Consider the following 26,193-nt stretch of genomic DNA (forward strand, 5'->3'; position numbering starts at 1 on the left):
GGCCCTCACATCCGGAAGACGCCGTAGGAGACCGGCTCGAGCGGCGCGTTCGCACACGCCGACAACGCCAGGCCGACAACGGTTCTGGTATCGGCAGGATCGATCACGCCGTCGTCCCACAGCCGGGCGGTCGAGTAGTAGGGGTTGCCCTGCGCCTCGTACCGGTCCCTGATGGCGTCGGGGTCTCGTCCCGAATCGCGCCCGGACCCGACCGCGCCGAGCACGGACGCGGCCTGCTCACCGCCCATCACGGAGATGCGGGCGTTCGGCCACATCCACAGGAATCGCGGCGAGTAGGCGCGCCCACACATCGAGTAGTTACCCGCACCGTACGAGCCGCCGATCACCACGGTCAGTTTCGGCACCCGGGCGCACGCGACGGCGGTGACCATCTTGGCGCCGTGCTTGGCGATGCCGCCGGCCTCGTACTCGCGGCCCACCATGAACCCGGTGATGTTCTGCAGGAACAGCAGCGGGATGCTGCGCTTGTCGCACAGCTCGATGAAGTGGGCACCCTTCATCGCCGACTCGGCGAACAGCACGCCGTTGTTCGCGACGATCCCCACCGGGTGGCCGTGGATGCGGGCGAACCCGGTGACCAGGGTCTTGCCGTACTCGGCCTTGAACTCCTGGAAGCCCCCGCCGTCGACCATGCGCGTGATCACCTCGCGCACGTCGTACGGGATACGCGGGTCCGTCGGGACCACGTCGTACAGCTCACTCTGGTCCGCGACCGGGGCGACCGTCTCGGCCACATCCCACGGCCGGGGTGCGCGCGGACCGAAGGTGGAGACGATACCCCGCACAATTCTCAGCGCGTCGCGGTCGTCCTCGGCGAGATGATCGGTGACGCCCGAGACCTTGGAGTGCAGGTCGCCGCCGCCGAGTTCCTCCGCGGTGACCACCTCACCCGTCGCCGCCTTCACCAGCGGCGGACCGCCGAGGAAGATCGTGCCCTGATTGCGCACGATCACGGCCTCGTCGCTCATCGCCGGCACGTAGGCGCCGCCCGCGGTGCACGAGCCGAGCACCGCCGCGATCTGCGGAATCCCCCTGGCGCTCATGGTCGCCTGGTTGTAGAAGATGCGCCCGAAGTGCTCCCGGTCCGGGAACACCTCGTCCTGCATCGGCAGGAACGCGCCACCGGAGTCGACGAGGTAGAGGCACGGCAGGTTGTTCTGCAGCGCGATCTCCTGCGCCCGCAGATGCTTCTTCACCGTCATCGGATAGTAGGTGCCGCCCTTGACGGTGGCGTCGTTCGCGACGATCACGCACTCCCGCCCGGAGACGCGCCCGACACCGCCGATCACCCCGGCGCCGGGGCACTCGTCGTCGTACATCCCGTTCGCGGCGAGCGGTGCCAGCTCGAGGAACGGGCTGCCCGGATCGAGCAGGTCGTCGACGCGGTCCCGGGGCAGCAACTTGCCGCGAGCGACGTGGCGCTCACGGGACTTGTCACTGCCGCCGCGGGCCGCGGCGGCGAGCTTGCCGCGCAGTTCGTCGACCAGTTCGAGATGTCGTTCACGATTCGCCGACTGCGGCGGAGTCCGAAGTGTTGTCACGTCACCGTCCTCTCGGAGGGGTCCCGCTACCACGGGTTCGCAGCATCGAGTTAATCTCGACTAACTGAAAACAGGTTATCTGTGATTAACTGAGTTGTCCAGATCACATTTCTCGAAGGGTGTGTCGCATGACGGACATGCAGGCTGCCGACTCGACCAGCGCCCGGAGCCGAGCCAAGGCCGACCGCCGCCGGCAGCTACTGCACGCAGCCGCGCGGCTCGTCGCCGAACGAGGCTTCCCCGGTGTCCGGCTCGAGGATCTCGGTGCGGCGGTGGGCATCAGCGGCCCCGCGGTGTACCGGCACTTCCCCAACAAGGACGCCCTGCTGGTGGAACTGCTCACCGACATCAGCGACCGCCTCCTCGCCGGCGGCCGGGACGTCGTCGAACGCACGACCGACCCGGCCACCGCACTCACCGAACTCGTCGACTTCCACCTCGACTTCGCACTCGGCGAACCGGACCTGATCCGCGTCCAGGACCGCGACCTGCACTCGCTGCCCGACGACGCCCGCCGGAGCGTCCGCCAGAAACAGCGCCGCTACGTCGAGATCTGGGTGGGCGTGCTGCGTCGTATCGACCCCACTCTCGACGAGACCCGCGCCCGGATCGCCGCACACGGCGCGTTCGGGCTGCTGAACTCGACGCCGCACAGCGCCGACTCCCGTGCCGGGGCCGACGCCACCCGCACGGTGCTGCGGCAGATGGTGCTCGCGGCACTGCCGCCGCGCGCGAGTTGACGTCCCGCGCACACGACGGATCCCCCGTCCGCCGAAGGGGGATGCGGACGGGGGATCCGTGATCACACGGAGCGGGTGTTCCTGCCGACAGGGGGAACGGTCAGGGGCCCGGGCCGTGTGCGCCGGAGAGTCTGGTTACGGTGCGTGCACGATCACTCCACGAATGTTCTTGCCGTCCCGCAGGTCCTGGTAGCCCTGGTTGACGTCCTCGAGGCGGTACCGGGTGGTGACGAGTTCGTCGAGTTTCAAGATGCCCTGGTCGTACATGCGCAGCAGACGGACGATGTCGTACTGCGGGTTGGCGGATCCGAACAGCGTTCCCTTGATGGTCTTCTCGTTGAGAGTCAGATCCGCGCCGGACACGTGGACGGTCAGCTTGGCGGGGTCGGCGAGACCGGTGATGACGACGGTGCCACCCTTGCCGATCACCGCGGTGGCGGCCTGCACGACCTCCTCGTCGACCGTGCCCACCAGGATGAGCGCCTGGTCGGCGCCCTGACCCCAGCTGAGTTCGTTGACCTTCGCCGCCGCCTCGGCTGCGGACGCGAAGGCATGGGTCGCACCGAACTTCAGTGCCGTCTCCCGTTTGAACTCGAGCGGGTCGACGACCACGACGTAGCGGGCACCGGCCTGTACCGCACCCTGCACCGCGTTGATACCGAGGCCGCCGATGCCGTAGATCACGACGATGTCGCCGGCGCGGACACCGCCGGAGTACACCGCGGTCCCCCACCCGGACGGAACCCCGCAGCCGACCAGCACGGCCGTCTCGAGCGGCAGCCAGTCGTCGACCTTGACGACGGAGTGCTGCGAGATCGTTGCCCGCTCGGCGAACGTACCGAGCATGCACATGCCACCGAAATCTTTTCCACCGGAATGGAATCGGAACGACCCGTCGGGCATGGACCCTTCGAGGATGGTGGCGCCCATGTCGCACAGGTTCTGCCGGCCGGTGGCGCAGTACCGGCAGGTTCCACAGTTGGGGATGAAGCTGCACACGACGTGGTCACCGGGTTTGACCTTGGTGACGCCGGGGCCGACCTCCTCGATGATGCCGGAGCCCTCGTGCCCACCGACGATCGGATACCGCGGCGGCAGGTCCCCGTCCGTGAGATGCAGATCGGAGTGGCACAGGCCGGCGGCGGTGTACTTGATGAGCACCTCACCGGGGCCGGGGCCGTCGAGGTCGAGTTCCATGATCTCGAACGGTTTTCCGGCCTCGAGCAGAACAGCAGCCTTGGTCTTCATGACGCCTCCTTCGGGGGCGGGACGGAAGGGAAACGTCTCAGAGGGCGACGTTGACAGACTTGGTCTGGGTGTAGAGGTCGATCGCGGACGCACCGAGCTCGCGGCCCCATCCGGACTGCTTGTAGCCGCCGAACGGCATCGCGGTGTCGAAGCCGTTGTACTGGTTGATCCACACCGATCCGGCCTTCAGCCGCCGGGCGGTGCGGTGCGCCTTGGAGATGTCGCGGGTCCAGATACCGGCCGCGAGTCCGTAGATCGAGTCGTTGGCGGCGGTGACGATGCCCTCGTCGGCGTCGAACGGCATGGCCGCGACGACGGGTCCGAAGATCTCCTCGCGAACGACGCTGAACTCCGGTTGCACGTCGACCAGGACGGTCGGTTCGACGAAGTAGCCGGTCTCGCCCCAGCGGTTGCCCCCGGTGAGGGCGCGGGCGCCGTCGGCGAGGCCGTCGCGCAGGTAGCCGGTGACGCGGTCGAACTGTTCCTGCGACACCAGCGGGCCGAGTTCGGTGGTGGGGTCGAGCCCGGGGCCGATCTTGACGTTGCTCGCGGCCTCGGCGACGGCGTCGGTGAAGCGGTCGAAGATGCGGTCCTCGACGTACAGTCGGGTGCCGGCGACGCAGCACTGGCCGTGGTTGAACAACCACGCATTGAGGGATCCCTGTACGGCCACATCGAAATCGGCGTCCGCGAACACGATGTTGGGGCTCTTGCCGCCGAGTTCGAGGGTGACCTTCTTCAGGTTGCCCTTCGCGGCGTCGACGATCTTCTTGCCCACCTCGGTGGAGCCGGTGAACGCGATCTTGTCGACGTCGTCGTGTCCGGACAGTGCAGCACCGGCGTCGCCGTAGCCGGTGACGACGTTGACGACACCGGGCGGGAATCCGGCCTCCTCGAACACCTCGGCGAGCATGAGCGCGGTCAGCGGAGTCTGCTCGGCCGGCTTGAGGATCACCGTGTTGCCGGCCGCGAGTGCCGGTGCGAGTTTCCACGACGCCATCAGCAGCGGGAAGTTCCACGGCACGATCAGTCCGCACACCCCGATCGGTTCGCGCAGCGTGTAGGCGTGGAACTCGCCGCCCGGCGAGAACGGCATCGACACGTTGACGGTGCTGCCCTCGATCTTGGTGGCCCAGCCCGCGTAGTAGCGGAACACGTCGGCCGCCCACGCGGTGTCGACGGCGGACGCGATCGCGGCGGACTTGCCGTTGTCGAGGGCCTCGAGCTGACCGAAATCGGCGGCCCGCTCGGTGAGCAGATCGCCCACGCGCCACAGCATCCGCTCGCGCTCGTTGGGTTTCATCGACGCCCACGGCCCCTCGTCGAACGCACGGCGCGCAGCGCGGACCGCGCGGTCGACGTCGGCGGCCTCACCGTGCGCGACGTCGGCGAGACGCTCGCCGGTCGCGGGATCCTCGGTGACGAACGTGCGGCCCGACAGGGCATCGACGAACGCACCGTCGATGTACAACTGCTTTGTCCCGGTGAGGAATTCACGCACTCGCGGTGACACGGAGTGCTCTGCGGCGATAGTCATGCCCGTACCTCCTGAAGAACCATTCTATGTGATGTGGAACACACAAATGATGCAACGGGAGATCGAGAGGGAACTGTTCAAACTTTGGACAGCGGGGCCCACGGGGCACCCGCCCCCACGGACGTGCCGATCGCCGGATCGTCACTGCGCCCGACCGCACCCGCTGCAGAATGCCGCACCCACCTGCACCTGCCGGCCGCAACCGGCGCAGTCGGACCGCAGGTTGTAGGCACTCCCACACGTGCTGCAGAACGTGCCGCCGTCGGAATGCGCACCACACGTACCGCACGACACGCGCGCCGGTGCCCCGACATCCAGTTGCGCAGTCCAATCCTGCTCACGGGCGGCCCGACGGATCTGCTCGTCGCGGGCAGTGGCCTGCGCCCGCGCGATCTGGTGGGCGGCGAGAGGCGAACAGTGCGTGCACTGGCCGACCGGCTCGTTCCAGCAGATGCGGCCGCACACCCATGATCCGCATCCCCCACAGAGGCGGAACTCCTGCTGCACTTCCTCTACAGCGGCCGCGAACGCCTTGTCCTTGGTGCTCGATGCCGACGAACCCCAGGAGTTCGAATAGCTCTCGGCTGCGGAGGACGCCTTGTTCAGGGCACCGACCTGGTCGCCGAACAGGTTGCGCAGGACCCGCAGCACCCCACGTCCACGCGAGAACATGTTCTGCTTGAACGACGACCGGTACTCGGTGCGGCACCGCCCGCACCTGAACTTCCATTGGAACCCGTCGTCGTTGGACTCGTCGGAGTAGTAACTGGTGAACGCCACCGGCCCGGTCATGTCTGTTCCGCTTCCTTCGTTGCCGAGGTCGACCGGGAGGTCCCACGCGGACCCCCGTCTCCACATCTGATCCCAATCCGACCGACTGCCCTGAAATGTCGGAATTGGCGCGTATGCGGAATCAACTTACCGACAACGTGCCGCACCTCACACCGGGGTCCCGGATCCACCGGCCGGGGGATCGACAGGCGTGGGGCGCGATCACACGGTGATGTCGAGCGCCCGGATCCTGCTGTAGAGCGTCGTGCGGCTGATCCCGAGGCGTGCGGCGGCGTGCACCTTGTTGCCGCCGCTCTCCTCGAGCGCCTCGACGATCGCATCGCGTTCGGCCCGCTCCAAGCCCCCGAGCCGGGCGACCCGCCCGGACCCGCGATACTCCTCGGGCAGGTCCACCGCCCGGATCGCCCCGGCGGGCGGACGCTCGGGCAGGCCCGCGAGCACCGCCCGCAGCTCGGTGAGGTTGCCCGGCCACGCATGCTCGGACAGTGCCGTCAACGCACTCGGCCCCATCCGCACTCCGTCCCGGCCGAGATCGTGGACGAGTGCCGTCACCAGCGCCGGCAGCTCCCGGATCCGCTGCCGCAGCGCAGGCACCGAGACCTGGGCCCCGCAGCGGGCCAGCAGGTCCCGCACCGGACGCCGGACGGTGACCGGTGGATCGGACGTCAGCACCGGGCGGGGACCGACCACGTCACCGTCGCCCCCACCGCCACCGACGACGAGCGACGACAGCAGCGCCAGTACCGGTTCCGGGGCCAGGTGGACGTGTTCGATCAGTACCCACTGCCCGACGGGCATACCGAGCAGACGGGTACACCACGCCTGCTCCCCCTCCACGACGATGCGGGAGGCGTCGAGTACCGGAATGTCGATACCGGCGAATTCCCTTGCCGCCCAGCTACGCCCGCTACCGGATTCGCCGACGATCGCGAGTGAGGAGACGGACGTCCGCAGTTCCCGCAGCCGGGAACGCAGCCGTGTCGTGGCGTCCTGCGGCGACGCGGTACGCCGCACCGGCGCCCGCGTCTCGTCGACGTCGAGCAGGAACAGCGCGCCACTCTCCGCGCCCGCGACCCGGTCGATGCGCAGCCCGGTGTGCCCGCCCGTGGACAGCGTGAACTCGAGCGTCCGCGTCTCCCCCGCAGGCACCTCGGCGGCGAGTGCCCGCAACGCGACGTGATCGCCGGGTTCGAGCAGTTCGACGGCAGCCTTGTTGGTGAGCAGGATGTCCTGGCCCATCGCAGCGACCGCGATCCCGCGCTGCCGGGCCGCGAGCTGGAACGCGTCGACGACCCGCCGGTCGGATTCCCGCGCGCCCTCGAGCAGCCGGGCCTCGATGTCGCGCACGGCCCGCGCCAGGAACGGGACGAACAGCGGGTTCGCGGTCTTATCGGTGGCGGTGATGTCGAGGATGCCCTCGATGCGCCGAGTCACCGGGTGCACGATCGGCTGGCCGTAACAGCTGAACCGGCGGAACGGTTCGAGAAAGTGTTCGTGCCCGTGCACGACCACACCCTGCCGCACCTCGAGCGGAGTTCCCAGTGCGTTGGTCCCGTACGTCTCCTCGCTCAGGGCGACACCGGGCAGGACGCCGACATCCTCCATCGCGAGCCGCATCCCGTCGGAGTCGAACACCCGCGACACCACCCGGCAGTCCCGGTCCACGAGCAGGATGCCGCAGCCGGTACCGGCCAGTTGCACGCGCAGTTCGTCGAGCACCGGCCGGGCGGACCGCAGCAACCGCCCGGCCGAATCCGACGGGTCCAGCAGCGTCGGCTCGGGAACACGGGCCGGATCGATGCCGCTGAGCTTCGAACGCCGCCACGACATTTCGATTTCCGGTCGGAGACCCTCCCGCACCGCTGCTCCTTCCGGTCAGGCCTGCGCGAGCAGGGCGATCGACTGCTCCCGCATCTCGATCTTGCGGATCTTGCCGGTGACCGTCATCGGGAACTCGTCGACCAGATGCACGTACCGGGGAATCTTGTAGTGCGCGAGCCGGCCCGTGCAGAACTCCCGCAACTGCGCCGCGTCGAGCGGCTCGGCGCCCTCACGCAGCCGGATCCACGCCATCAGCTCCTCCCCGAACGTGTCGTCGGGCACCCCGATCACCTGCGCGTCGAGAATGTCGGGATGCGTGTAGAGGAACTCCTCGATCTCCCGCGGGTAGATGTTCTCCCCGCCGCGGATCACCATGTCCTTGATGCGGCCGGTGATCGCGACGTACCCGTCGGCGTCCATCACCCCGACGTCCCCGGTGTGCATCCACCGCGCCGAGTCGATCGCCTCACCGGTCTTCTCCGGATCCTCCCAGTACCCCAGCATCACGGAGTACCCGCGGGTGCACAGTTCCCCCGGCTCACCGCGCGGCACCGTCAGCCCCGTCGCCGGGTCCACGATCTTGACCTCGAGATGCGGGCCGACGCGTCCGACCGTCGACACCCGCTGATCGATGCTGTCGTCGCGGCGGGTCTGCAGCGACACCGGTGACGTCTCGGTCATGCCGTAGCAGATCGACACCTCGCTCATCCCCATCCGTTCGATGACCTGCTTCATCACCTCCACCGGGCACGGCGAGCCGGCCATGATGCCGGTCCGCAGACTCGACAGGTCGTACGAATCGAAGGCGGGGTCGGCGAGTTCGGCGATGAACATCGTCGGCACCCCGTACAGCGACGTGCACTGTTCGGCCTGCACCGCCGCGAGCGTGGCTTTCGGGTCGAACGCCGGAGCCGGAATCACCATCGCCGCACCGTGGCTCGTGCACGCGAGGTTGCCCATCACCATCCCGAAGCAGTGGTAGAACGGCACCGGGATGCACACCCGGTCGGCTTCGGTGTACCCGCACAGCTCCCCCACGAAGAACCCGTTGCCCAGGATGTTGTGGTGGCTGAGCGTGGCCCCCTTCGGGAAGCCTGTCGTCCCCGACGTGTACTGGATGTTGATGGGGTCGTCCATCGACAACTGCCGCTGCGCCCGCGTCACCGCGCTCGGATCCGCGGCGAGCGTGTCGCGTCCGGCGGCGGCCAACCGGTCCCAGCCGGGGGTGCCGAGCAGCAGCACGTGCTCGAGCGCCGCGCAGTCGGGGCGCACCTGCTCGATCATCGCCGCATAGTCGGACGTCCGGAACGACGGGGCCGCGACCAGCAGTCGGATCCCCGCCTGGTCGAGGACGTACTTCAACTCGTGGACCCGGTAGGCCGGGTTGATGTTGACCAGGATCGCGCCGATCTTCGCGGTCGCGTACTGCACGAACACCCACTCGGCACAGTTGGGTGCCCAGATCCCCACCCGGTCGCCCTTGCCGATACCGAGACCGAGCAGACCCGCGGCCACCGCGTCCACCTCGGCGGCCAGGGCCGTGTACGACCAGCGCCGGCCCGAAGCGTGCTCGACCAGAGCATCACGATCACCGTGCGCGGCGACCGTGCGATCGAAATTGTCGCCGATCGTGTCCCCGGGCAGCGGGGTGTCGCTGATCCCGGACGCGTAGCTCGGCACTGCGTTGGTGGTCATCGCGGTTCCTCTCCGGACGCCGAACCCGGCGCCCACGCGGGACTGCCGGCCGGGCCGGTAGTCCCCAACGTACTAGCTCGAGTGTGATGTAGGACATACTCGACGCCCGGAGGCCGCGACAACTGTTCAGACTTCGGACACCATGCCCTCGAGTTCACGGGCCATCTCGCCCCACACCGTCAGGTACGAATCGACGTCCGGGGCCGCGATCCAGGTGCGATCCCCGGACCGCACCTTCACCAGTGCCTCCGCGAACAGATCCTGGTACCGCGACAGGCGCGGCACGAACGCGGACACGTCGTCGAACACGTCCTGGGCCTTGCCGTCGAGCGCGGCCAGTGCATCGACGTCCGGGGCGTCCGTGTCGACCACTGCGACAAGTTCCCGGAGCGGACCGTCGAGTTCGAGGAAACGGTCCCGGATCTCGGCGATCGAATCCTCGTCGACGGAGACCCGCTCGGCGTCGAGCTGGAACCCGAGTTCGGCGACACCGGCGTCGGTGAGCGCGAACCCGCCGTCGGCCACCGTCTCCGCCTTCCCCTGGCCGAGCAGCGCGTCGCGGGCCGCCTCCGCCGACGCGACCGCGACCCCCAGATGGGCGGCGAGCACGTCGGCGGTCACCTGCCCCTTGAGCCGGATCGTCTGCAACAGTGCCAGTTCGTCGACGTTGCCTGCGAAAGCCATCGGGTTCTCCTCGTGTACGCGAAACGGATTCCCCGAAAACCTACAGCTCACCGGTGTGTGTCAGTACGCACCGGGCCCGAGGCGCCGATCCAGCAATCGCACGTGCGCCTCCACCTGCGCATGCAGCGTCGACTGCCGGTCGAGCGTCGACAGGTAGGCCGCCCACGCCGCGATGTCGTCCCGCCCGTGCACCGATCGGGCCCACCCCGAGAGCAGTGCGGGGTCGCTGCCGCGGAGCACGGTCGCCCGCACCAGCGACGCCAGGTCCTCCCGGATCTCCACGACACCGGGCGCATCCGACGTCGGCAGCACCGGGCCGCCGTAGAGACGCAGGGCCGTGGCCGTGTCCCCCCGATCGAGGCAGGCCCGGATCTCCGCGACATCGGTGTCCAGGGGCGCGAGCAGCCGGTAGGGCCGCGAGCCGAGCCGCTCCGCTCCGAATCTCTTGCGCAGCCGCGACATCTCGGCGCGGACCGTCACCGGGTCGAGGTCGTATTCGTCGAGCAGCACCGCCAGGTGGTCGGCCCCCAGCCCCTCCGGATACTCGGTGAGCAGCAGCAGGATCTCCGCGTGCCGGCGGGAGATCTCCCCCCGCTCACCGTCGATCACCAGTGCCGGTCGCCGCACCCCGAGCACCTCGAGCCGCGGTGCCACGGTGTCGGGGCGTCGGGGCTCGGCCAGTGCCATCAGCCGCAGTTCCGCCTCCGCGGCCGCAGCGGTCGCCCGCACCAGCGCCAGGGCTTCGGGGACCGCGACCCGCGGCCCCCCGGTGATGTCGATCGCCCCGATGACCCGGCCGGTGGCCGGGTCGTGCACCGGTGCGGCCGAACAACTCCAGGAGTGCATCGCCCGGTTGAAATGTTCGGCGGCGAAGAGCTGCACACTGTGGTCGAGCGCGAGCGCGGTGCCGGGTGCATTGGTGCCCACCCGCTCCTCGCTCCAGTCGGCGCCCTCGACGAAGTTGATGTCCAGCGCCCGGTCCTTCACGGCGGAATCGCCCTCGACCCACAGCAGACGACCGTTCGCGTCACTCATCGCGACGAGCAGTCCGGTGCCGACGATGTCCTCGATCAGAAGCTTGCGCACCACCGGCCGGATCGCGGCGAGCGGGTGCGCCGCCCGGTAGCGCTCGAGATCGAGCCCGCCGAGCACCACCTCGTCGTCGACGAGGTCGGGACTGACGCCGTTGCCGCGGCTGCGCAGCCACGAATCGAGGACGACGTCACGGACGGTGTCGGCACCGGTCTCCGGTTCGGCCTCCGTCTCGGGAGCCTCGACGAATCGCTGATGAGCAGTGGACGTACGTTCGGCGAGCACGACGACGTCGTCCCCCGGCCGCACCGCAATCCACGGGTTGCGCGGCTCGGGTTCACGATGTGTCATCGGCGCCTCCGTCCCGCACCAAAAACCGACTATTCCCGCAAACTCGCGCTCACTGTAGCGCCTTCACAGGAAGCATCCGGCACGTTCGGCCACCATGATCGCAGTCGCGTGCGGACCACGACTCGGAACGGCCGGAAAAATCGACGTGTCCACCACGAACAAGCCGTCGATTCCGTGGACGCGGCATCGCTCGTCGACGACGGAATCGTCGGCGCCCACACCGATCCGGCAGCTTCCCGACAGGTGCAGCGAGGTGCCCAGCCGGGCCCGCAACCAATCGTTCGACAGAGTGATCGGTTCCGGGTCGATCAACCCGTTCAGGGGACGCGCGTGCAGCAGGTCCGCGGCGTGGGACACTGCCTCCCGCATCATGACCCGATCCTCGGACGCTTCGAGATAGCGGTACGACACTCGCGGTGCGTCCCGCGGGTCGGCGGACACCAGGCGGATCTCGCCGCGGCTGCGCGGCCGCGTCAGCACCACACCGAGGCACGGTTTCCCGATACCCGATCCGGGGATCAGATCGCCGAATGCCGCCGTGTACGGGCGCATTTCGATGCCGTCGTCGTCGAGCGTCACCTGCAGCGCCGGCGTGCGTCGGGTGCGGGCGGTGCGGTCCACGGGGCGCCGGTAGCGGTACGACAGCACCACCTCGGGGTGGTCGGTGAACTGCGCCCCCACCAGCGGCAGGTCGGCGACCACCGGGATGCCCAGTTCCGACAGGTGGCCGGCGTCCCCGATCCCGGACAGCATCAGCAGGTGCGGTGTCGCGATCGCTCCGGCCGTCACGACCACCGTCGACGCCCGGATAGTGTGCGCCCGTTCCCCGTTCACCACCTCGATACCGGTCACCCGGTTTCCCTCGAAGACGATGCGGGTGACCGTCGTGTCGGCCCGGACGGTCAGGTTGGGGCGACCCAGATGCGGCAACAGGTATGCGGTGGCCGGGCCGACCCGGACCCCGTCACGAATGTTGAGCGGCACCGGGCCGACACCGTGCGCACCGGGCGCGTTCTTGTCCGGGTCCTCGGCATGTCCGGCGGCACGGGCCGCGTCGACGAATGCCGCGGAGATCGGATGCCAGTCCGATCGCGGTTCCCGGCGAACCGGAATCGGGCCCGTGCTCCCGTGCCACGGTCCCGCGAAGTCGGAGTCCGTCTCGATCGCCCGGTAGTACGGGAGCACCTGCTCGTACGACCACGACGCCGGCCAGGTGTCGAAGTCGTCGACGGCGGCCCGCACGAAGTAGCCGCCGTTGACGGCACCCGAGCCGCCGAGGATCCGCCCGCGCGCGATCCAGCCGGGGCGACCGTGGGCCAGCTCCACCGCGTACGGCCACACCCAACGACTGTCCGGCCCGACCGGCAGCACTCCCGCGTCCCGCAGCTCCTGGGGCAGTTCGGCGGGAAGACGGTGTCCGGGACCGGATTCGACGAGTACGACGCTCCGGTGCGGGTCCTCGCTCAGCCGGGCCGCGAGCACACTGCCGCACGAACCGCCGCCCACGACGACGACGTCCGCGAACTCGGGAACCCCCGCCGGCACGTCAGTTCCCGATGCGCGGCACCAGGGCGCGCAGGTCGCGGGACCGGATCGCGCCGAGCCACAGGCCCGCACCGTAGGCGAGGTCGTCGAGGCGCTTGAAGACGGTGTGCCGCACCGGGTCGAGGCCGCCGACGTCCCGATGCTCCGCCCAGTCGACGACACCCTCGACGACCGCGGCAACGGCCGTCAGATATCGGACGCGGCGCGAGAACAGCATCGCGACGAGCGTGATCGGCCAGTACGACCGGCACAACGCGGACGCGAGCTGCCGCGCCCCGTGCCCGAAGCCGCGGGCAGCGAGGATCGCGGCGATGCGGGTGGGCTCGTCGAGCCGGGTGAACGTGCGGCGCAGCCGGGCCGTCGTGACCAGGAACGTCACGACCGCGGCGAGACCGCCGAGCCGGGTGCCGCTCGCGGCGGCCAGCACGGACGCCAACGTCCACTTCGACATCGCGACCGGTGCGGCGAGGCCGGCGTGCCGGTCCGCGAGGGGTGCCGCCCCGGTGCCGTAGAACACCTTGCGGGCGAACCAGGTCCGCAGCGAGACCCGGTGGTCGTGCGCGACGTGCGCGACCGGCTCGTAGCGCAGCCGCCGGCCCGCGTCCTGCAGCCGCCAGCACAGGTCGACGTCCTCGGCGACGTGCATCGTCTCGTCGAATCCGCCGAGATCGGTGAGGACGTCGCGGCGCACCACCATCGCGGCGCTCGGCACGTACGACACGGGGCTGCCGGCGCGGACCGCGGACTCCTTGCGGCCCAGGTCCAGGGACGACCGGGTGTGCTCGTAGCGGGCCAGCACCGACCCGCCCGGACGGAGTGCCACGATGCGGGGGGCTACGAGCGCGACCGCCGGATCGCTGAAGTGCCCGAGCAGCAGCTCCAGCCAGCCCTTGCACGGCACCACGTCCGAGTCCAGGAACGCCACGAGAGGTGTCGTCGCCGACAGCAGTCCCGTGTTGCGGGCCGCGGCGGGACCGCGGGACGTCTCGTGCCGGACGACGGTGACACCGGTGGTGCCGTCCGGCGGCTCCGCTACCTCGAGCGGGACGACGGAGCCGTCGTCGACGACGATCACGGTGAGCCCGCGCAGCGCCGGCAGCAGCCGGGCGAGACCGTCGACGTTGTCACGGACCGGGACCACGACGGTGACGTCGGACGGAGCCGGGGAACTCATCGGGCGGGGGTGCGCGATCCCGGAGTCCAGGAGCCTCCGGGCGACGGCGGCGGTGCTGCGGTCGACGACCTCGAGATGCCCGTCGCCGATCATGTCGGCGGCGGCAGGAGCGAGGGTGAGCATGCGCAGCGGGGATCCGCCGATGAGGACCCGGCCGCCGGAACGGGTACGGGTGGTGGGGTCGATACGGACTCCGAATCCGTCGGGCAATCGAGCGTCGGACATCAGACCAGTCTCCCACCCGGCCCCGGGTGCCACCGCTCGACCGCCGCCCTCGCCCGGGTGACGAGGCCGTCGAACAGACGCTGCCCCTCCTCGGCGGACGCGCCGGTGGGGTCGCCGAGAATCCCGTTGGTGGTGGCCGCGATCATCCCCCCGGCCCGCAATCGCGGCATCAGGTCGGCGATCGGTTCGGTGTTCCCGACCTCGGCCCGGTCCGGCACGACGGCGTCCGGGTGCAGGTGCAGCAGCAGTGACGTCTCGGTACGGCCGGCGTGCGCGTCCGCACCGGGCACGGCGCACGGCCACCACGTCACGTCCCGGCCCTCGTAACGCAGCAGGTCGACGGCCTTCGCGAGGGACGGACCGTTGCCGCCGTGCCCGTTGACGAACACCACGCGCCGCGCCCACCGGCACACCGACCGCCCGTACTCGACCAGCAGCAGTTCGAGCGCGGCGCTGCCGATCGAGATCGTGCCCGCGAAACCCTCGTGCTCACCGCTCGCTCCGTATTCGATCGGCGGCGCCACCTCCACCTCGCCCAGCGCCTGCACGACGGCCGACGCGATCCGGGTGTCCGTGTCGAGCGGCAGGTGCGGGCCGTGCTGCTCGAACGAGCCCACCGGCACCGCGACCGTCAACTCGTCACGCGCGACGTCGGGCCAGGGAATGCGGGCGAGAGACATCGGTCGATCGTAGGTCCCGGCGCACCGGAGACGATCTCTCGCACCGCAGCACGATCCCACTGGACGAGAGTGTCCCCCGTCACAATCGGAGCTGCACCTACGTTCGTCCGAAACGACCGGAAAGGCTGCCCGTGAAACCTGGACCCACCGCCGAATCCGCTCCGACCCGGCAGTTCACGCTGCAGGGAGCCCACAACGTCCGAGACCTCGGGGGATACGCCACCACCGACGGGCGGTCGACCGTATGGGGCCGGGTGTTCCGGGCCGGCAGTCTCAGCGCACTCACGGCGGACGACGTCCGTGCGCTGGAAGGTGCCGGCGTGGGCACGGTCGTCGACTTCCGCGGCGCCGACGAAATCGCGAAGGCAGGCCCGGACATGCTCCCCGCCGGGGTCGCGCGGGTCGACATCCCGCTGCTCGACGAGAGCACCCAGCTCCTGTCGGAAGCCATCCAATCGGCGATGGCGACGGGAAACGGAACCGCGATGGAGAAGATGCTCGGCAACGGACGAGCACAGCGCATCGGGTACGAGAGCTTCGTCGACCAGCTCGGCAAGCCCGAGACCATGGCGGGCTATGCGGAAACGTTGCGGCTCATCGCGAACTCCGACGATGCGCTCGTCTTCCACTGCACCGCGGGCAAGGACCGTACCGGCATGATGGCTGCACTTCTGCTCGGGCTGCTCGGCGTCCCCGACGAGACGATCGTCGACGACTTCGTTCTCTCCAACGAGTACAACCGGGAACGCAACGACAAGACCTATGCGTTCCTCTCCGGGAAAGGCGTCGACGTCGAACTCGTCCGCCCGCTGACCGAGCAGAGCCCCGGCAAGATCCGCCCGGTGCTCGAGGCCGTCCACGATCGGTACGGCGGCTGGGACGAATTCGCGGCGACCGTCCTCGGCCTCGACCCTGCTACACCGGCGAGGCTCCGGGACACGCTGCTCACCCGGCGCGCATTCCGGTAGACCCCGGGACAGCCCTCGCCGCCGCCCCGTCCAGCACCGGCGGCAACGGTCCGCGATGCAGGATGCCGAGCCGCTGTGTGGCCCGGGTGAGCGCCACGTACAGGTCCGCGGCGCCGCGCGGGCCGTCGGCGAGGATCCGGTCCGGATCGACGACGAGGACCGCGTCGAACTCGAGCCCCTTCGTCTCCGACGCCGGCACCGCGCCCGGCACGTCCGGCGGCCCGATCACGATGCACGTACCCTCGCGGCCCGCCTCGTCGGCCACGAACTCCTCGACAGCAGCACGCAGTTCGCTCTCGGAGACCCGGCGGGACCACGGTGCGACGCCACATGCCCGCACCGACTCCGGCGCCGGAAGCTCCGGCGCGAACTCGGCGAGCACCGCCGCCGCGACAGCCATGATCTCCGCCGGTGTCCGATAGTTCACCGTCAGCGACCGGTACACCCACCGCCCCGGCACGTATCGGTCGAACACGTCCGCCCACGCGGAGGCTCCCGCCGCCGAACGGCGCTGCGCCAGATCCCCCACCACCGTGAACGACCGGCTCGGGCAGCGCCGCATCAGCACCCGCCAGTCCATCTCCGACAATTCCTGCGCCTCGTCCACCACGACGTGCCCGTACGTCCAGTCCCGGTCCACCGCGGCACGTTCGGCCAGCTCCCGGGTGTCGCGGTCGGCGAACCGCTCCGCCAGTCCCTCCGCGTCGAGCACATCGGTGGCGAACAGTCGCAGATCGTCGTCTTCCATGTGATCGGCCCGCGCGACGAGACCGTCGAGCACTGCCGCCGCATGCGCCGTGCGCCGTGCGTGTTCCCGTGCCGCCTCGACGTCGACCGAGGTGTCCCCACCGAGCAGTTCCGCGAGCTCGTCGAGCAACGGCACGTCCGACACCGTCCAGGCCGCACCGTCCGATCGACGCAACCGCGGGTCCGCGCCCGCCGCCCGCAGCCGCGACGGCGATGTATACAGTTGCGCGAGCACCGTTTCCGGCGTCAAGGTCGGCCACAACTCGTCGAGCAGCGCGGTGAAGGCGGCGTCGTCGGCGAGTTCGCCCCGCAGGTCATCGCGCAGCCGTTCCCACGCCGCCCGGTCCGTCCGGCTCAGCCAGCCCTTCCCGATCCGTCCGATCGCCCGCTCCGTGAGCGCCCACGTCACGACGTCCACGAACACGGCACGCGCCCGATTGTGCGGCAGCCCGCTCGCCCGCGCCTCGTCCCGCGCCCATCCCGCGATCTCGGCATCGAACCGCACCTCGACGTTCGACAGCGTCACCGGAACCGGACCGTCCGGTAACCGCTGCCGGTCCGCGACGGCCACCGCCAGCGCGTCGGCCATCGACAACGCCCCCTTGAGCCGGGCCACCTCCGCGGCGTCCGTCGCCGTCGCCGACAGCCCGGGCAGCAGCGTGCCCGGGGTCGCGAACACGACATCGGATTCCCCGAGCGACGGCAGCACCCGGCCGATGTGGTGCAGGAACGACCGGTTCGGCCCCACCACCAGGACACCACTGCGCTGCAAGCGTTCCCGCTGCGTGTACAGCAGATAGGCCACCCGGTGCAGCGCCACCACCGTCTTGCCGGTACCCGGACCGCCCTCGACGACCGTCACCCCCGGATGCTCGAGCCGGATGATCTCGTCCTGCTCGGCCTGGACGGTGGCGACGATGTCGCGCATGCCCTCCCCACGTGGCGCGGAGACCGCCGCGAGAAGTGCCGCGTCCCCACCGCTCTCGATATCGGGCCGACCCAACGTCTCGTCGGAGTAGGAGACGAGTGTCCTTCCCCGGCTGTGGAACTGGCGTCGCCGTCGCATCCCTTCCGGGTGCGCGGCGGTCGCCGTGTAGAACGGCCGCGCCGCCGGCGCCCGCCAGTCGAGCAGCAGCGGCTCGTACTCGTTCGCGTCGTCGAAGATTCCGATCCGCCCGATGTACCGCCGCTCCCCCGATTCGGTGTCCAACCGCCCGAAGCACAGGCCGGCCTCGGCCACGTCGAGCCGCCTCGCCTCCCGCGCCAGCGTGTGCACCTCGACGTCCCGATCCACCAGCGTCCCGCCGTCGCTGCGCAGCGCCGCCCGGTACCGGCCGGCCACCCGGGCCCGCTCGGCGTCCAGTCGCCGGTACAGGTCCTCGACACGGTCCCGTTCCGTGTCCAGCTCACCGTCGTGTCGTGTCATCCGTTCCCCACTCTCTCGTCCCCGCGATCGCATCGCCCCAGGTGGCGACCCCGGAGGAGAGAGTGTGCAGCACCACCGGGGCCTTGCCGCAAGGCCCCGGGTGCGCTATAGAGTGAAAGGGGAAAGGGAACGGTTCCCGACCGTGTCCTCCCTGTCCTCCCGTGTCCTCCGGTTCCCGGCTACAGGCTCACCGCCACGCGATGCCCCTCGAGCACGGCCGCGTGCGAGCGCCGCGGCGTCACCGCGTCACCGATCCGGTGCACCTCGAATGCGACGGTCTCGTTGCCGGACAGCGCTTTCCAGAGATCGTCGTCGGGTTCCTGATGCGTCGCGCACACCACGGCGTCGAAGATGTCCGTCCGCTCGGTGCCGGTGAGGTGGTTCGCGAGCGTCACCCGCAGACCCGCCTCGACGTTCTCGACCGGACACGCCACCGTCACGTCCGTCCACTGCTCGATCCCGGCCCGGTGGGCCCGCTGCTGCCAGCCCTCGGTGTCGAGGGTGATCCCCAGATCCTGTCCGACGATCATCGCGGGCGTCGCGATCGTCACCGCAGCGCCGCGTGCCGCCAGGGTCTCCGCCGTCGACGGCCCCTGCTGGAAACCGAGCTCGTCGACCACCAGCACCCGGCCGGTCGGGAACGCCTGCCCGTCCAGCACCTCCCGGGCGTGCACGACCGCCGGTACGTCCCCGGCCCACCACGGCCGCACCGGGCGCGCCCCCGTCGCCACCACGACGACGTCCGGGGCGTCTACAAGGACAGCCCCCACTGTTACCTCACTACCGGTCACGATTCGGACCCCCGCACGCACACAGGCCCGTTCGAGGTTGCGGGTCAGCTCCCCCAGCTCGCTGCGTCCCGCCGCCGACGCCGCGACCCGGTTCTGGCCGCCCACCCGGTCGGCCCGCTCGTACAGTGTCACCCGGTGCCCGCGTTCGGCCGCGGTCGACGCCGCCGACAGACCCGCCGGCCCACCCCCCACCACGACCACCCGCCGGCCCCGCACCGACGGCGCCGGCAGCGGAACGGATTCCCTTCCGGCACGCGGATTCTCGACACAACCGAGCCAGCGGCCCAGGCCCATGCGTCCGACGCACTCCTGATTGCACGACAGACACGTGCGGATCTCGTCGCCGACGCCGCGTCGCGCCTTCGCCACGAACTCCGGGTCGGCGATCTGGCCGCGCACCACCCCCACCAGATCACACCGGCCGTCCACGAGAGCCTGCTCCGCCTCCGCGGGTTCCTTGATCCGGCCCACCCCGATCACCGGCAGGTCGATCGCATCCCGGATCGCCTCCGCGATGTGCAGCGCGTACCCGCGCGGGGTCGCCATCGACGGTTCCACCAGGTGCAGGGTCGCGGTCGCCATTCCCATCGTGGTGTTGACGTAGTCCACCGCGCCGGTCGACTCGACGAGCCGGGCGGTCGCGACCGCCTCGTCCGGCACGATGCCACCGGGCAGCCGTTCGTCACCGGTGAGCCGCACCCCCACGATCGCCTCCGGTCCGATCGCGGCACGGACGGCCGCGATCACCTCGAGCAGGAACCGGGCCCGATTCGCGAGCGGGCCACCGTAGTCGTCGGTGCGCCGGTTGGTACCGGACGCCAGGAAACCGCGGATCAGCGACGACTGCGAGCACTGCAGTTCGACGCCGTCGAATCCGCCGTCGCGGCACCGGCGGGCGACCGCCGCATACGCGGCCACCAGTTCGCGGATCTCGGTGTGTACCAGCTGTTTCGGCACCTCCCGGAACAGCGGGTCCGGGACCGGACTGGGGGCGAGCAGCGGCCGCCGCGAATACATGCCCGACCCCTGGCCGCCGTTGTGGTTGAGCTGCGCGACGATCACCGCACCGTGGCCGTGCACGGCGTCGGTGATCGCCCGGTAGCCGGTGAGCACGTCCGGCCGATACCCGTGGATCACCTTCTCGTACGGCCAGTCCGACGGGTGGACGCAGTGCTCCTCGGTGACGATCATCCCCACCCCGCCCGCGGCCCGCGCCGCGTAGTACGCGGCGTGCTGCGCGGTGGGCAGGCCCTCCCGCGCACTGTTGGTCAGGTGCGCGGTGAACACCACCCGGTTGCGCAGCGTGTGCGCACCGAGGCGGAGCGGGGAGAACAACCGGGGATACTGCATACAGCGGACTGTGTCAGACCTTCGTGTTGCCCTGGTCCAGCGCCACCTGGCTCGCGGTCACCGTCTTGGCGCCGTCCCCGGCCAGCCACAGCACGGCGTCGGTGATGTCGTCGGGATCGGCGATCGGCTTCTCCATGAGGATCGGCGCGAAACTCGGGCCGTAGTGCGGGAACTTCTGCAGCATCGCTCCGGCACCCGGATCGGTGCCCATGTGCGTGTTCACGCCGTACGGATGGATCGAGTTGACCCGAATCCGGTACTCGCCCAGTTCCTTCGCCGCCGCCTGCGTCAAACCGACCAGGCCGAACTTGGACGCCGCGTAGTGCGCCTGGCCCGGCAGCGCCTTGATGCCCGCGACCGAGCTGACGAGAATGATCGACCCGCCGTTACCGGCCTCGATCATCGCCGGCACTGCCGCCTTGAGCGTCTTGAACGCGCCGGTCAGGTTGATGTCGATCAGCGTCTCCCACTGCTCGTCGGACATCTCCCAGAAGCGGTTCCAGTTGCACACACCGGCATTCGCGATCACGACGTCGAGCCGGCCGAACTGCTCCACCCCGGCATCGACGACGGCCTTCAGTGCTGCGCTGTCGCGGACGTCGGCCTCACGCGCGTAGATCTTGGCGCCCTCGGCCTCCACCAGACGGACCGTCTCGGCCAGATCGTCCGCGGTCGCGGCATCGTACGTATTGTCGGCCGCGACGCCCTTGCACACGTCGACCGCGATGATCGTTGCGCCCTCGCGTGCCAGCCGGACCGCGTGCGTCCGCCCCTGGCCTCGGGCCGCGCCCGTGATGAACGCAACCTTGCCGTCGAACTGTCCCACCGTGTTCTCCTATCCCGTGACACCGTCTGTGCGTGGCATGGACAGGGCCGCGAGTCGGCCCTCCCGGACCGCCTCGAGGGCGGTGCGCGGTGCGACGCAGTCGCCCACCCACGCCCCACCCATGCTCCCGGTCGACTGTTTGTTCGGTAACGGCAACGAACAGTCCACCAGCACCCTGCAGGCTACGGGGAAACGCTCCAGCGTGAACCGGTTTTCCAGGATCACCACGCCGTCCTTCCCGCTCACCGGAACGACCGCGAGATGCCGGACGATCCCGGCCCGCAGCACCCGCGCGTTCGCGTCCACCAGATCCCCCGTCGGGCCGAGCCGCGACCCCACGATCTGATCCGGCGTCACGATCGCCACGTCGTGGCCGCGCTCGGCGAGCAACACGGCCACCGACACCGCGACCGGACCGCCCACCGGATCGAACACCAGCACCGGACCCTGCCCGATGTCGCTGCCGCTCAACACGTCTACCGAGCCGAGCACCTGCACTCCCGGACCGACCGGGAACGACGGCGGCCGCGACACACCACCGACCGCGACGACGTCGGCGCTCCCCACTTCCGTGTCGAGCCGGACCCCCACCCCGAGCCGCCGGCACTCGCCCTCGAGCCAGTCCGCCAACAGGGCGAGCCGACCGCGTCCGGCACCTGCCGCCGCGATCCGCAACATGCCACCGAGCCGACCCGAACGCTCCGTCAGCGTGACGTCGAAGCCGCGCAGCGCGAGCACCCGCGCCGCCTCGAGACCAGCGGGCCCGCCACCGGCGACCCTGACCGTGCCGCCACCCGTGTCCGGTTCGGGTTCGGCGTCGACCGTCTCGAACCCGGACGACGGATTACCGATGCACGTCACCACCGGGTTCCGGGGGTCCCGCACCAGGCACGTCTGATTGCACAACACGCACGGCCGCGGCCGCAGTCCGGCTCGGACGTGTTCCACGAGATCGGGGTCGGCGATCTGCGCGCGCGTCATCTCCACCAGATCGGCGATACCGCCGTCGAGGGCCCGCTGCGCCGCACCCGGGTCGACGACGCTGCCCTGCAACACGACCGGCACCCGGCCCGCGACGACGTCCCGGATCGTCCGGCACAGCTCCACGTTGAAACCCGGTGCGGTGTGCCCGTCGGACCGGTACGACGCCACCGAGAACGGGCCACCACGCACCACCGTGAGCAGATCCAGCGAATCGGCCAGTGCCCGGGCATGTTCGACGGACAGCTCTGGCGTGATCCCGGCCCACGGGGCGTGCTCGTCGCAGCTCAGACGCAGCGCCAGGACCCGGTCACCGACCGCGTCGCGCACCACCGCGAGCACCTCACGCAGCAGCCGTAGCCGATCGGTGCCGTACCCGTCGGTGCGCCGATTGGTCAGCCCGGACAGGAACTGCCGCAGCAGCGACGACGGCCCGGCGTCGACCTCGACACCGTCCACTCCGGCCGCGGCCGCCCGTCCGGCCGCATGCGCGAAACCGTCGACGACAGCAGCGATCTCGCGCCTTCCCATCTCCATCGGCAGTTCACGGGAGACCGGGTCCGGGAATCGGGACGGCGCCCACAGCGCCGACTGCGACCACGCACTCGACCCCTGCAGGCCGGTGTGGCCGAGCCCCGCGAGCACCAGCGTCCCGAACGGACGGCACGCGTCGACGACGGCGCACCAACCCGATTCGCATTCGGCGGCGAGCGGCGCCCGCTCGTACGGCCAGTCGTCCGGATGTACGGACGCCGTCTCGGTGACGACGATCCCGGCGCCGCCGCGGGCCCGCCGCGCGTAGTACGCGACGTGCCGCGGCGACAGCCCGCGATCGTCCCCGAGATTCGTCTCGTGCGGACCGAACAGCACCCTCGCCGGCGCGGTACGACCGGCGAGGGCGAGAGGTCCGGTCAGCACGTGATGTCGGGTATCAGACGCCCAGGTCGCGGCGGAAGCCCTCGGGAACGATCAGGTCGGACGCGCTCAGGTCGTGAATCGACTTGTGCCCCAGACCCAGAACCGCCGAGTCGATACCGCCGCGCATGATGTCGAGAACGTTCTCGACACCGGCCTGACCGTTGGCCGACAGACCCCACAGGTACGCGCGGCCGATCATGACGGCCCGCGCCCCGAGCGCGAGCGCCTTGACGACGTCGCTGCCGCGGCGGATACCGCCGTCGAGCAGCACCTCGATCTCGTCACCGACGGCCTCGGCGATCGCCGGCAGCGCCCGGATCGGCGCCGGGGTGCCGTCGAGGTTGTTGCCGCCGTGATTCGACACCGAGATCGCGGAGCAACCGGCGTCCACGGCACGCTTGGCGTCGTCGACGCGCATGACGCCCTTGAGCATGAACGGGCCGTCCCACTGCTCACGCAGCCATGCGACGTCCTCCCACGTGGGCAGCGGCGTGCCCATCCACTGGCCGTATGCACCGAAGAACGTGGGCGGCTGCTGGCCCGGCGCCGCCAGGTTCGGCGTCGTCAGATCCGGCACCTTGCCGGTCTTGGCGAACTCCCACAGCCACTTCGGCCGGGTGATGCCCTCCGGGGCGAACTGGAACATCGCCTTGAGGTCCATCTTCTCCGGGATCGCCGGGCTGCCCCAGTCGCGGCCGTTGGAGAACGACCAGTCGAGCGTGATGATCAGGCCCGTCGCACCGGCCTTGCGGGCCCGCTCCATGCGCTGCAGCAGCGTATCCCGGTCTCCGACCCAGTACATCTGGAAGAAGGTCTGCGGATTCGCGGCCGCGACCTCCTCGATCGACTTGCTCGCGAACGACGACAGCCCGATCGCGGTACCGCGGGCCGCCGCAGCCCGCGCCACCGCGACCTCACCGTCCGGGTGCACCGCCTGCACACCCGTCGGCGAGATCATCACCGGCATCGAGATCGGCTGACCCATCACGGTCGTCGACAGATCGCGCTCACCGGACAGGCCCGCGACGTGCGGGGCGAAACCGAGCTCGGAGAACGCCGCGATGTTGTCGTCGACGGTCAGGCCCTTCTCGGAGCCGGCGACCAGCGCCGCGTACACCGACTTGGGCAGCCGCTTCTGGGCGCGACGCTGCGCCTCGGCAACCGTCTCGAACCACGTGTTCTTGGCCATGGGTGGAACTCTCTTCTTCGATCGAGCAGTGCGGGACGTGTGGCCGAATGTCACCTGCGTTCAGTGCAACTGAACCGATGTGACATTCGGCCACACGAAAGGGGACTACATGCCGGCGAGCGGGTTCTCGTCGCAGATCTTGGCCGGCGGGCGGGTGAGCAGGGTCAGCGGGACCGGCGCCTGCGGGACGCGTCGTTCGGCACGTTTGCCGGTGCGGGAATGGTCCTGGCTGGACTTCGGGACGGTGCGCTCGGCCTCGAGCGCCGACGTGCCGTAGCCCTGCACGCATTCGGGATCCGGGCCGTCCATCGGCAGGCCGGTGAAGAACTTCGCCGCCATGCAGCCGCCGCGGCACGAGTCGTAGTGGTCGCACTTGGCGCACGCACCACCGGTCTGCGGCGACCGCAGATCCCGGAACAACTCGGAGTTCTGCCACACCTGCTGGAAACCGCCGTCCGAGACGATGTTTCCGGCGAGGAACTGGTCGTGGATCGCGAACGGGCACGCGTACACGTCACCGATCGGGTCGATCAGGCACACGACGCGACCGGCGCCGCACAGGTTCAGGCCCGGCAGGGCGTCACCGTACGCGGACAGGTGGAAGAACGAGTCACCGGTCAGGACACCCTCGCCGTTGGCGACGAGCCAGTCGTACAGCTCACGCTGCTGCGCCTGCGTCGGATGCAGTTCGTCCCACACGTCGGCGCCACGGCCGGACGGACGCAGCCGCGTGATCCGCAGCGTCGCACCGTACTTGTCGGCGAGCTCCTTGAACTCGTCGAGCTGGCTCACGTTCTCGCGGGTGACGACCACCGAGATCTTCGCGTCCCGGTACCCGGCCTCGGACAGGTTCTCCAGGGCGCGGACGGCCATCGCGAACGAGCCGGGGCCGCGGACCGCGTCGTTGACCTCGGCGGTCGCGCCGTCGAGGGAGATCTGGACGTCGACGTAGTCGGACGCGGCGAGCCGCTCGGCGACCTTCTTGTCGATCTTGACTCCGTTGGTGGAGAACTTCACTCCCACCTGGTGCGACGTCGCATAGTCGACGAGTTCCCAGAAGTCCGAACGGACCGTGGGCTCACCGCCACCGATGTTGACGTAGAAGACCTGCATCTTCTGCAGTTCGTCGATGATCGACTTGCACTGTTCGGTGGACAGCTCGCGCGGATCACGGCGACCCGACGACGACAGGCAGTGCACACACGACAGGTTGCACGCGTAGGTGAGTTCCCACGTGAGGCAGATCGGCGCGTCGAGACCGAGTTCGAACTGGTCGACGAGACGCCCCACCTTCGGCGCGGGTGGCTCGAGAACTGAGGTCATGGGCTGTGTCCTCGAATCTGGAATGTCGGGAGATCCGGACGGGTCCGGTTCGGGTACAGACGATTTCGGGAACCTGGTTCCGGAAACCGAGGGACGAGACGATGCTCAGGCCGGCACGATCATGTGCGACTCGGCCAGGGTCTCGAGGGCGCGCAGATACGGGCGCGCCGCGTCCTGGTCGACGCCGTGCGCGGCGAGAGCCGCACCGATGTTCGGATGCTGGGGCAGTGATTCGACGATCTCGACGATGGTCCGGTTCTTCAGGAACGACAGTTTGCGTGTCCCGAAGTGGTAGAGCAGCGCCCCGAAGGGTTCGGGGCGCAGCGCCACCTGCGGGTGAAGCTTCCACGCCGCGTCCGGATCGATCGTGCCGACCGACGAGGGTGCGTCGACGGCTTGTTCGGACACGGTCAGTACACGCCGCACATGCCGTCGATGGACACCTCTTCGACGAGGGACTCCTCGACGAGCTGGTTCTCGGTGACGTTATCGCGATCGGACATCGGTTCCTCCTCCACAATCGACCCCGGTCGCGGGGCCTGCCGGCCACAGGGACCTGTTCACTGTGACTCGGTTCACCACTGTAAT

The 26,193-nt window shown here is 69.7% G+C and carries 21 protein-coding genes; 2 read left to right on the forward strand and 19 right to left on the reverse strand.

Annotated elements, in window-relative coordinates:
* Window positions 1–5: 5 nt before the first annotated feature.
* Complete coding sequence (locus tag Q5696_RS16715; RefSeq protein WP_305092384.1) at window positions 6–1,562, reverse strand: carboxyl transferase domain-containing protein; 1,557 nt, start codon at window positions 1,560–1,562, stop codon at window positions 6–8.
* A gap of 128 nt (window positions 1,563–1,690) precedes the next feature.
* Here Q5696_RS16715 and Q5696_RS16720 point away from each other — a divergent pair, with 128 nt between their 5' ends.
* Window positions 1,691–2,302, forward strand: coding sequence for an SACE_7040 family transcriptional regulator (locus Q5696_RS16720; RefSeq protein ID WP_305092385.1), 612 nt, complete (start codon window positions 1,691–1,693; stop codon window positions 2,300–2,302).
* A gap of 135 nt (window positions 2,303–2,437) precedes the next feature.
* On the opposite strand, the gene Q5696_RS16725 is transcribed toward Q5696_RS16720, so the two are convergent.
* The 10 genes from Q5696_RS16725 to mftE form a co-directional block, all read right to left on the reverse strand.
* On the reverse strand, window positions 2,438–3,550 hold the full coding sequence (locus Q5696_RS16725) for an NDMA-dependent alcohol dehydrogenase (protein ID WP_305092386.1): 1,113 nt from the start codon (window positions 3,548–3,550) through the stop codon (window positions 2,438–2,440).
* Between the two features lie 37 nt (window positions 3,551–3,587).
* Window positions 3,588–5,087, reverse strand: a complete 1,500-nt coding sequence (locus Q5696_RS16730; RefSeq protein ID WP_305092387.1) for an aldehyde dehydrogenase family protein — start codon at window positions 5,085–5,087, stop codon at window positions 3,588–3,590.
* Between the two features lie 141 nt (window positions 5,088–5,228).
* Window positions 5,229–5,879, reverse strand: a complete 651-nt coding sequence (locus Q5696_RS16735) for a zinc ribbon domain-containing protein (RefSeq protein WP_305092388.1) — start codon at window positions 5,877–5,879, stop codon at window positions 5,229–5,231.
* Window positions 5,880–6,080: 201 nt separating this feature from the next.
* The gene (locus Q5696_RS16740) at window positions 6,081–7,739 is read right to left on the reverse strand and encodes a sigma-54-dependent Fis family transcriptional regulator (RefSeq protein ID WP_305092389.1); all 1,659 of its coding nucleotides are present in this window, start codon (window positions 7,737–7,739) and stop codon (window positions 6,081–6,083) included.
* Window positions 7,740–7,754: 15 nt separating this feature from the next.
* The gene (locus tag Q5696_RS16745) at window positions 7,755–9,395 is read right to left on the reverse strand and encodes an AMP-binding protein (protein WP_305092390.1); all 1,641 of its coding nucleotides are present in this window, start codon (window positions 9,393–9,395) and stop codon (window positions 7,755–7,757) included.
* A gap of 126 nt (window positions 9,396–9,521) precedes the next feature.
* The gene (locus tag Q5696_RS16750) at window positions 9,522–10,079 is read right to left on the reverse strand and encodes a hypothetical protein (RefSeq protein ID WP_305092391.1); all 558 of its coding nucleotides are present in this window, start codon (window positions 10,077–10,079) and stop codon (window positions 9,522–9,524) included.
* A 60-nt stretch (window positions 10,080–10,139) separates the two neighbouring features.
* Window positions 10,140–11,462, reverse strand: a complete 1,323-nt coding sequence (locus tag Q5696_RS16755) for a GAF domain-containing protein (RefSeq protein WP_305092393.1) — start codon at window positions 11,460–11,462, stop codon at window positions 10,140–10,142.
* A gap of 63 nt (window positions 11,463–11,525) precedes the next feature.
* Window positions 11,526–13,007: a mycofactocin dehydrogenase MftG gene (gene mftG, locus Q5696_RS16760; RefSeq protein ID WP_305092395.1), complete on the reverse strand. Its 1,482-nt coding sequence runs from the start codon at window positions 13,005–13,007 to the stop codon at window positions 11,526–11,528.
* Window position 13,008: 1 nt separating this feature from the next.
* Complete coding sequence (gene mftF / locus Q5696_RS16765) at window positions 13,009–14,406, reverse strand: mycofactocin biosynthesis glycosyltransferase MftF (RefSeq protein ID WP_305092396.1); 1,398 nt, start codon at window positions 14,404–14,406, stop codon at window positions 13,009–13,011.
* Complete coding sequence (gene mftE / locus Q5696_RS16770; RefSeq protein WP_305092397.1) at window positions 14,406–15,086, reverse strand: mycofactocin biosynthesis peptidyl-dipeptidase MftE; 681 nt, start codon at window positions 15,084–15,086, stop codon at window positions 14,406–14,408. The genes mftF and mftE overlap by 1 nt, the downstream gene beginning before the upstream one ends.
* A gap of 131 nt (window positions 15,087–15,217) precedes the next feature.
* Between mftE and Q5696_RS16775 the strand changes: the two genes are divergently transcribed.
* The gene (locus Q5696_RS16775; RefSeq protein WP_305092398.1) at window positions 15,218–16,054 is read left to right on the forward strand and encodes a tyrosine-protein phosphatase; all 837 of its coding nucleotides are present in this window, start codon (window positions 15,218–15,220) and stop codon (window positions 16,052–16,054) included.
* On the opposite strand, the gene helR is transcribed toward Q5696_RS16775, so the two are convergent.
* From helR to mftA, 8 genes are all read right to left on the reverse strand, one after another.
* Window positions 16,032–18,227 carry an RNA polymerase recycling motor ATPase HelR gene (helR, locus tag Q5696_RS16780; protein ID WP_305092399.1) on the reverse strand — a complete coding sequence of 732 codons (2,196 nt, stop codon included), beginning with the start codon at window positions 18,225–18,227 and terminating at the stop codon, window positions 16,032–16,034. The two genes, Q5696_RS16775 and helR, sit on opposite strands and share 23 nt — an antisense overlap.
* Before the next feature lie 179 nt (window positions 18,228–18,406).
* Window positions 18,407–20,368 (reverse strand): mycofactocin system FadH/OYE family oxidoreductase 2, encoded by a 1,962-nt coding sequence (locus Q5696_RS16785; protein ID WP_305092400.1) that lies wholly within the window; start codon window positions 20,366–20,368, stop codon window positions 18,407–18,409.
* 13 nt (window positions 20,369–20,381) lie between these two features.
* The gene (locus Q5696_RS16790; RefSeq protein WP_305092401.1) at window positions 20,382–21,194 is read right to left on the reverse strand and encodes a mycofactocin-coupled SDR family oxidoreductase; all 813 of its coding nucleotides are present in this window, start codon (window positions 21,192–21,194) and stop codon (window positions 20,382–20,384) included.
* Window positions 21,195–21,203: 9 nt separating this feature from the next.
* Window positions 21,204–23,093, reverse strand: coding sequence for a mycofactocin system FadH/OYE family oxidoreductase 1 (locus tag Q5696_RS16795; RefSeq protein ID WP_305092402.1), 1,890 nt, complete (start codon window positions 23,091–23,093; stop codon window positions 21,204–21,206).
* A 13-nt stretch (window positions 23,094–23,106) separates the two neighbouring features.
* Window positions 23,107–24,282, reverse strand: coding sequence for a pre-mycofactocin synthase MftD (gene mftD / locus Q5696_RS16800; RefSeq protein ID WP_305092403.1), 1,176 nt, complete (start codon window positions 24,280–24,282; stop codon window positions 23,107–23,109).
* Between the two features lie 105 nt (window positions 24,283–24,387).
* The gene (gene mftC, locus Q5696_RS16805) at window positions 24,388–25,605 is read right to left on the reverse strand and encodes a mycofactocin radical SAM maturase (RefSeq protein WP_305092404.1); all 1,218 of its coding nucleotides are present in this window, start codon (window positions 25,603–25,605) and stop codon (window positions 24,388–24,390) included.
* Window positions 25,606–25,710: 105 nt separating this feature from the next.
* Window positions 25,711–26,031 (reverse strand): mycofactocin biosynthesis chaperone MftB, encoded by a 321-nt coding sequence (gene mftB / locus Q5696_RS16810; RefSeq protein WP_370654812.1) that lies wholly within the window; start codon window positions 26,029–26,031, stop codon window positions 25,711–25,713.
* Window positions 26,016–26,108 carry a mycofactocin precursor MftA gene (gene mftA / locus Q5696_RS16815; RefSeq protein WP_305092406.1) on the reverse strand — a complete coding sequence of 31 codons (93 nt, stop codon included), beginning with the start codon at window positions 26,106–26,108 and terminating at the stop codon, window positions 26,016–26,018. The genes mftB and mftA overlap by 16 nt, the downstream gene beginning before the upstream one ends.
* Window positions 26,109–26,193: the final 85 nt, after the last annotated feature.

Source organism: Prescottella sp. R16 (assembly GCF_030656875.1).
In the GTDB taxonomy this organism is placed as follows: domain Bacteria; phylum Actinomycetota; class Actinomycetes; order Mycobacteriales; family Mycobacteriaceae; genus Prescottella.